Annotated in this window: 5 protein-coding genes; 1 reads left to right on the forward strand and 4 read right to left on the reverse strand. The window is 65.6% G+C overall.

Features of this window, described 5'->3' with window-relative positions; all coding sequences use genetic code 11:
- The 4 genes from CXY80_RS00620 to dapD form a co-directional block, all read right to left on the reverse strand.
- The coding region (locus CXY80_RS00620) for a hypothetical protein (RefSeq protein WP_146070603.1) at positions 1-373 on the reverse strand (373 nt) is incomplete at its 3' end.
- 104 nt (positions 374-477) lie between these two features.
- Entirely contained in the window at positions 478-1,071 is a 594-nt protein-coding gene (locus tag CXY80_RS00625) for a hypothetical protein (protein ID WP_146070604.1), read from the reverse strand.
- Positions 1,072-1,144: 73 nt separating this feature from the next.
- A complete protein-coding gene (locus CXY80_RS00630) occupies positions 1,145-3,805 on the reverse strand; it encodes a penicillin acylase family protein (protein ID WP_104131190.1) in 2,661 nt (886 codons plus the stop codon).
- A gap of 67 nt (positions 3,806-3,872) precedes the next feature.
- Entirely contained in the window at positions 3,873-4,862 is a 990-nt protein-coding gene (gene dapD, locus CXY80_RS00635; RefSeq protein WP_092450260.1) for a 2,3,4,5-tetrahydropyridine-2,6-dicarboxylate N-succinyltransferase, read from the reverse strand.
- 17 nt (positions 4,863-4,879) lie between these two features.
- Between dapD and dapE the strand changes: the two genes are divergently transcribed.
- Positions 4,880-5,992 (forward strand): succinyl-diaminopimelate desuccinylase, encoded by a 1,113-nt coding sequence (gene dapE / locus CXY80_RS00640; RefSeq protein ID WP_104131191.1) that lies wholly within the window; start codon positions 4,880-4,882, stop codon positions 5,990-5,992.
- Positions 5,993-6,059 lie beyond the last annotated feature (67 nt).

Raw genomic sequence — 6,059 nt, forward strand, 5'->3', positions numbered from 1 at the left:
CCATGCCTGTTGGGGCGATCGGCGCGGGGAAGTTCTGCAGGTCGGAGATGTGGATGATGGTCTCGGCGGAGCAGAGTGGGCACGCTGCCGGGGGTGCGGCGATGGTGGGTAGGAGCTGGGGGTGTCGTTCCACTATGTCGCTGAGGCCGCCGGTGTTGCAGGGAACCCATTGGCTGGGTTCCGTCGTCGATTTGTGGCTCACGCACATGGCCGGTCGCACCTGGCTGCCCGCCGAGCCGCCGCCGCTACCGGTGGCGTCGTCCGATTCGCCGCTGCTACCTGTGTCCGAGATGCCGACTGTTCCGACGGACACATCAATGCCAGCGCCGTTGACAACGCCTTGGGCGGGTTCCTCAAACGCGGATGGGTCCATACTGTAGCCCGACAGGCCTGCAAGCCATACCGCCGAGTCGTGGGACACGGCCGATGCGGGGTTGGGGGCAAGGATCGCAATGCTGATTGAGAGAGCTGCGATCCCTAACAGAAGTTTGCGCCGGTCCATATTTCCGATCTCTCTAGTAAAAGACGACTGGCCGTAGGGTCCTGAACCAGTGCTACTTCAAGGGGATGCCGTGAAACGCGATCGGGAGGAACAGTTGACAGCCCGGTGACGTCGATGACATCTGTCGCGGAAACGTCGAGGCACATGTAAATGACCAGCGACCCTTCGCTGAGATTTACGGACTGTATTTTCATGGAATCGAAGCCGAGGTCCCCGACGAGATGGACTCCGCTTTCGGCCAATCGCTGGAAGGATGCAATTTCGCCTGACAGCATTTCACTCGTCACGAAGGGTGTGATTCGTTGCGGCTCTACTCCTCCTTCGTGCGAAATTGTGTTGGCCATTGCCTGATAGGACGAATAGAACGAAGTCGCGGCAGCGAGGGCTTCGTCGTTCGAGGCGAAGATCGGGGGAGCCTCAGCGGGAGCGGCCGTGGCCTCCGCGACGGGTGAGGCCGTGTTGGGCGGGACGGGAGCGGCCAGGCATCCGCTCAGCGTGCCGGCAAGGAAAAGCACGGCAGCGGTGAGCACAGTTCTGTGCACGGGGAGGCGTCGCGGCGGGTTGCGCATGGGGTCACCATAGACCGGATTGCTACAACCCCGTCAAAGTTCTCCACAGGCTGGTGTTCGGGCCAGAATCAGGCTACGCCGCGGGCTTGAGGGTGAGCGTGTCGGCCGCGTCGTCCTTGATGGCGGCGGGGGTGAACAGCCACGGGCGCGTCTCATGGTCGCGCCAGAGCGGTGCTTGATCGGTGTAGTTGGAATGAAAGGCGTGACCGGATGCCCCGGTGAGATTGATCCAGGTGGAGTCGTCGAAGTTCTCCAGGTTGATCACCTGCCGCATCGACGGCACCCAGTCGACCTGGTAGCCCTGGGTGGCATCCCAGCCGACGGCGTTCACGACGGCGGATCCGCCCGCCAACTCGTAGGGTCCGCGGTTGAACAGCCACTCCAGCGGGGCGATCCCCGACTCACCGAAGCTCGCGTTCTTGAGGTCGAGCGTGTGGATGCTGCCCCACTGCCAGTCGGTCGGGTCGGATCCCATCAGATCGGCACTCTCGGCGGCGGCGCTCGTCATGACCCGCCGCAACATGCTCTCCTGGCCGACGGTGCCATAGGTGGGGTTGGACCACCACGGCGAGTCAGGCTGGCCGAGCAGGCTCGTCACGACGGAGAACGCTCGGTCACCACCGGTGAGGTGGGCGCCGTCATCGACCTTTCCGGTGAACATGTCCTTCAGCAACGTGCGCCAGATCACGTTGAAGTAGGCGGCCGCCGCGCTGTCGGCATCCACCTGGTAGTCCCAACCATCGAGCAGCTGCTGCGCCTCAGCTGCTGAACCGGTGAGGCGCACCTCCTGTAGCCGAGGCACCAGCGCAGCCGCGATCGCACTGTAGTTGTCGCCCTGAATGTCGCTCATCAGCTCCGCGGTGAGCGGAGTTCCGACCGCGATGAGTTCTTGCAGTCGAGCGGTGATCTGGTTTGCCCGGTATCCGAGATCCCAGTCGGCGGTCAGCAGGTTCGGGGAGCCCGGGTCGGCGGCGGCGTTATTGGCCGTGACGATGTATCCGCTCGGCGGATTGAACGTACTCGGCAGCGCCTCAAAGGGGATGTAGCCGGTCCAGCCGTATTCACTGGTCCAGCCCGGCACCGGGAGGGTACCGCTACCGCTGGCTCGAATGGGGATGAGCCCGGGAGCCTGATAGCCGATATTGCCCTCGACGTCGGCGTAGGTCAGGTTTTGCGCCGGAACCTCAAACAGTTCAGCGGCAGCCCGAAAGCTGGTCCAGTCGGTCGCCTGGTTGAGTGCGAAAATAGCGGATGCCGTTCGCCCCGGTGTCAGCGCGGTCCACTGCAGGGACAGCTCATACGTCGTTAGGTCAACACCGCTGGCCTCAGCGCCGGACTCTGCCCCGGAGGAAGCGGTCGGCAGTCCAGCCGCTTTCGGATAGTCGCTGGCGATGCGTTGGTACGTGGTGCCGTCGAATCCGCTGAGTAGCGGTCCGTGCTCGGTCGAGCGAATTTCGATCTTCACGTCATCGCCGCCGGCCACCGAGATCTTCTCGTCGCGCAGCAGGAGCGGCTTCGCCGCGCCGTCGAATTCATAGCTGTCTCCGGTGATTTTTTCAATGTAGAGGTCGACGACGTCGGGTCCGAGGTTGGTGAAACCCCAGGCGATGCGCTCGGTGTGACCGATGATCACGCCGGGCAAACCGGAGAAGCTGTATCCGGCGACGTCGAACGGGCAGTCGGCGGTGATCGACTGGCAGCGCAGCCCGACCTGGTACCAGACCGAGGGCAGCGCCGGCCCGAGGTGCGGGTCGTTGGCCAACAGTGGCATGCCGGTGTTGGTGAGGGAGCCGGCGACGACCCAGGAGTTGGAACCGATCTCGCCGCCGGCCGGACCGAGCAGCTCCGGAATTGTCGAGAGTGCGGCGCGCAACTCGGTGAGTGCCCCCGCGTAAGAGTCGACGGACGCGGGCTCGACGGTCAAATCGAGGCCGGTGCTGGCGGACGGCTCAGCCGTTGGTTCACCGGCCGGCTCGGCAGCCTCCGGCGCCCCGGCCGACGGAACGACGACCGTCTGGCTGCCGGTGATGGTCGGGTGTGCTCCCGCGGGGTACTCGGGGTGCAGCTGGTTCACCTCGGTCGGGGTGAGCGTCGTCGACAGCAGTGCCCGGTCGATCTCATCATCCAGGTTGGAACGCAGGTCCCAGGCCATTGCCTTGAGCCAGGCGACCGAATCCGCCGGAGTCCACGGCTCGACCTCATACCCGCGGTTCTGCAGGCCCAAAACGGCATACTCCAGTGACAGATCAGCGCCGTCGTGGGTGTCGAGGTAGGCGTTCACCCCGTCGGCGTAGGACTGGTAATAGCCAAGCGCGACCGGGTCGAGCAGTGCTACCTCCTGTTCGGCGACGGCTCGCCAGCCGAGCGTCCGCACAAACGTGTCGGTGCCCACCTGGCTCTCGCCGAACAGCTCCGACAATCGGCCGCTGGTCACGTGCCGGCGAAAATCCATCTCCCAGAAGCGGTCTTGGGCGTGCACGTAGCCCTCGGCCAGAAACAGGTCGGCCGCGGTCTTCGCCGTGATTTGAGGTATCCCGGCTTGGTCACGAGTCACGGTCACCGGGTTCGACAATCCCTCGATGTCGACGGTGCCCGACAGCGTCGGAAACGACCGTGTCACCGTCCACACCCCGAGCCCGGCCGTGACCAGGACGAGGCTGAGCACCACACCGAGCGCGATCAGCAACCGCCGAATGCGGCGATGGCCCTTGCTGCGCGGTGCGTCGGTGCCCACATCACTCCCTCGCGTGTTGCCTCTACCCGGATGCTAGCGGAACCCGCCGACATCCGCTCTGCAGCTGCTACGCGTGCAGCGCGGCGTTCAGCGTGATGCCGCTGCCGCTGCGGGCGAGGACCTCGACGGCGCCGGAGATGGAATTGCGGCGAAAGAGCAGGTTCGGCACGCCGGAAAGCTCCACGGCCTTCACCGTAGGCCGCGCGCCGTCGTCCCCGACCGGCTCGCCGATCAGAATCACCTTGGTGCCGGCTGTGACGTAGAGCCCGGCCTCGACGACGCTGTCGTCGCCGATGGCGATGCCGACCCCGGAGTTGGCGCCGAGCAGGGCGCGGGCACCGATCGAAATGCGCTGGGTACCGCCGCCGGAGAGCGTGCCCATAATGGATGCCCCGCCACCGATATCGGCGCCGTCACCGACCACGACACCCTGCGAAATACGGCCCTCGACCATCGAGGAGCCGAGGGTTCCGGCGTTGAAGTTGACGAAGCCCTCGTGCATCACGGTGGTGCCGGGCGCGAGGTGCGCGCCGAGCCGCACGCGGGAGGCATCCGCTATTCTCACGCCGGCCGGGACGACGTAGTCGAGCAGCGGCGGAAACTTGTCGACGCCGCTGGCCTGTATGCCGGCGCGCTGCAGGGCCGGGCGAAGCCGGGCGAAGTCGACCGGCAGCATGGGGCCGGCGTTGGTCCAGACCACGGTGGGCAGGTGCGCGAAGATACCGTCGAGGTTGATGCTGTTCGGCAGAACGAGCAGATGGGAGAGCAGGTGCAGCCGCAGGTAGGCATCCGAGGTGCTGGCTGGGGCCGCGTCGAGGGTGATCTCCACGGTGACGGCTTCGAGGCGCACCGCGCGACGCACGTCGTCGCCGGCTGCCTCGCTGAGTTCTGCCGGAATGATCCAGCGATCGCGGCCGGTCGGCAGGGCGCCGAGGGCCGGAGTCGGAAACCAGGTGTCGAGCACGGTGCCGTCGGTGGCGACAGAAGCGAGACCATACCCCCACGCCTGGGTCGGAGTGGCGTCAGAAGGAGCATTTTTGGTCAGAACGGAGGGCATACCTCTAGATTAGTAGGGTGACTTCTAGACTTCCGGCCCCAGCGAAATTCACCGTACTTGACCTGACGGCAACGTCGATCGAACTGACCAGACAAATTTGCGACATGGAGTCGGTCTCCGGCAATGAGACCGCCCTGGCCGATGCGATCGTCGCCGCGCTAGAGGGCTTCGAGCACCTCGAAATCATTCGCGACGGCGACACCGTCGTCGCTCGCACCAACCTGAATCGTGCCCAGCGCGTCGTCATCGCCGGCCACATCGACACCGTGCCGCTCAACGACAACCTGCCGACCCGCTACGAGACCATCGACGGCATCGACTACCTGTGGGGCCGCGGCACCGTCGACATGAAGGCGGGGGTGGCCGTGCAGCTCAAGCTCGCCGCCGAAATGAGCGACCCCGGAGTCGACGTGACCTGGATGTGGTACGACCACGAAGAAGTCTCCGACGAACTCAACGGCCTCGGCCGTCTGGCTCGCAATCGTCCCGACCTGTTCACGGGTGATTTCGCCATTCTCGGTGAACCGACCAAAAGCCAGATCGAGGGCGGTTGCAACGGCAACCTGCGGGTCGAGATCCGCACGTTCGGACTGCGCTCGCACTCCGCGCGCAGCTGGGTCGGCGAGAACGCCATCCACAAGGCCGCACCCATCCTGAACATTTTAGCCGGGTATCAGGCCCGCGAGGTTGAGGTTGAGGGCCTGATCTACCGCGAAGGACTCAACGCGGTCGGCATCACCGGCGGTGTCGCCGGCAATATCATCCCGGACGAGTGCATGGTGCACGTCAACTACCGTTTCGCGCCGAGCCGCAGCGGCGATGAGGCCGTCGCCCACCTGCGCGAGCTGTTCGCCGGCTACGATCTGACGGTCGTGGACCGGGCCGAGGGAGCGCGCCCCGGCCTCGACGCCCCGCTCGCCCGCGAATTCCTCGCTGCCGTCGGCGGCGTGGCCACGCCCAAATACGGCTGGACCGACGTCGCACGCTTCTCCGCCCTCGGCGTTCCGGCCGTCAACTATGGCCCCGGCGACCCGCTGAAGGCGCACGCCGACGACGAGCGCGTGGCCGTAGAAGAGATCACGGCCTGCGAGATCGGACTGCGCGCCTGGCTGAGCGTATCCGTTCGCTAACGCAGCGACAGAACGATGACTGAGCGGACGCTGCGCTCCCGCAACCAAGCCACCCGCCGCCCAGACC

It is taken from the genome of Cryobacterium sp. M91 (assembly GCF_002929615.1).
GTDB lineage: Bacteria > Actinomycetota > Actinomycetes > Actinomycetales > Microbacteriaceae > Cryobacterium > Cryobacterium levicorallinum.